This window comes from Planifilum fimeticola, from assembly GCF_003001905.1.
Lineage (GTDB): Bacteria > Bacillota > Bacilli > Thermoactinomycetales > DSM-44946 > Planifilum > Planifilum fimeticola.
Map to the genome: position 1 here is coordinate 1 of NZ_PVNE01000065.1, position 1,518 is coordinate 1,518.

Genomic DNA, 1,518 nt, shown 5'->3' on the forward strand with positions numbered 1-1,518 from the left:
GACAGCCGTTCTTTCCGAATCTGGTTGCGCCGACGAGGAATCAAGCCCACCATTCCCACCATTCAGCGAAAAAGCCGCAAACCCCGTCGTGGCCGCCCCATCCGTGTGGGAGAGGGATACCGCCGGCGTTGGATCATTGAACGCTGCTTCGGTTGGATGAACAATTACCGTCGGTTGGTGGTTCGATATGACCGATATTTGTATATTTATAGAGCTTTTTGCCTGATTGCATTCATTATTTGGTGTGTGAATCGAATTTTGAAATAGCTTCTAGGGTAATAGCCTAACTTGTGAAATTCACTTAAAGTATGAGAAGGATCGCCTACCTAGCGATCCTTTTTTTACAAGCAGCAGTAATCCCCATTTTGATAACTGAACATTCTTAAATTAATAATTGAATATTGCCTACATGAATATAAAGTTCTATTGACCACAAGGAGTTAGCAGGTATAATCTTCGGTGAAAGACTTTGGATTCATATGGAATTTTGCAAAAAGACTGGAGGAAGTGTAGTGAAGAAGACGCTCTCATGGATACTGACCCTCTGTCTGGTTTTCAGCAGCGGATGTTCTTTGTATTCAGAGAAGAATGCGGTCCAGCCTGATGTGGGCGAAGACAAAGGTGAGGTAAAGCAGGCGGCAACGGATGTGGAGGGGATGCTCCGGGAGGGGCCGGGCAAATACGCCGGGGACAAGTACGACGAGGAAAAGGTGAAGGCGGAGCTGGAAAAACTGCCTGACAACATGACGGCGGACGAGGCGTACAACCATCTGGTCTCACTTTTGGCAGAGGATTATATGTCAATAGTTAAAGAATTGGATGAACTGGATCCTACAATTAAGACCAATGTTAAAACTCCCGGAGGCGTCAACAATTTGGAGGGGGATACGCCGAAGCAGGTGAACGTGGAGATTCTCCTGGATGCCAGCGGGAGTATGGCCGGCCGGGTGAGCGGCGGGGTGAAAATGGACCTGGCCAAGGAGGCGATCCGTAATTTTGTCTCCAAACTGCCGGAGAGTGCTCAAGTAGCCTTGCGAGTCTATGGTCATAAAGGAAGCAACCAGCAGAAGGATAAGGAACTCTCCTGCAAAAGCACCGAAGTGGTTTATCCCTTGGGGGCTTATGACGAGTCCTCCTTTCAGAAGTCTTTAAATAAATTCCGTCCGACGGGTTGGACTCCCTTGGCTGCGGCGATTGAACAGGCGAAGAGCGATTTGAGCGGGAAGACGGGAGAGAATGTGGAGAACATCGTCTACGTCGTGAGCGACGGGATTGAGACCTGCGGTGGCGATCCGGTCAAGGCGGCGAAGGAGCTGCATGAGTCGGAGATTCAGGCGATCGTTAACATCATCGGCTTTGATGTGGACAATGCAGGACAGAGAGCTTTGAAGAAGGTAGCCGAAGCTGGAGGAGGCAAGTACACTACAAGCTATTTCAAAAACATGATCTGCCAATGTAAAATGGAAGTATGAGTACGAGACATGAGCTGACAGACGAACAATGGGCTGTGATTGAACC

The 1,518-nt window shown here is 48.8% G+C and carries 2 protein-coding genes; both read left to right on the forward strand.

The features are described 5' to 3' along the window. Positions 1-267: transposase (locus CLV97_RS17700; protein WP_146130502.1), on the forward strand; the 267-nt coding region annotated here is incomplete at its 5' end. 245 nt (positions 268-512) lie between these two features. Further along, positions 513-1,472 (forward strand): VWA domain-containing protein, encoded by a 960-nt coding sequence (locus CLV97_RS17705; protein ID WP_106346835.1) that lies wholly within the window; start codon positions 513-515, stop codon positions 1,470-1,472. The last annotated feature ends 46 nt before the right edge of the window (positions 1,473-1,518 follow it).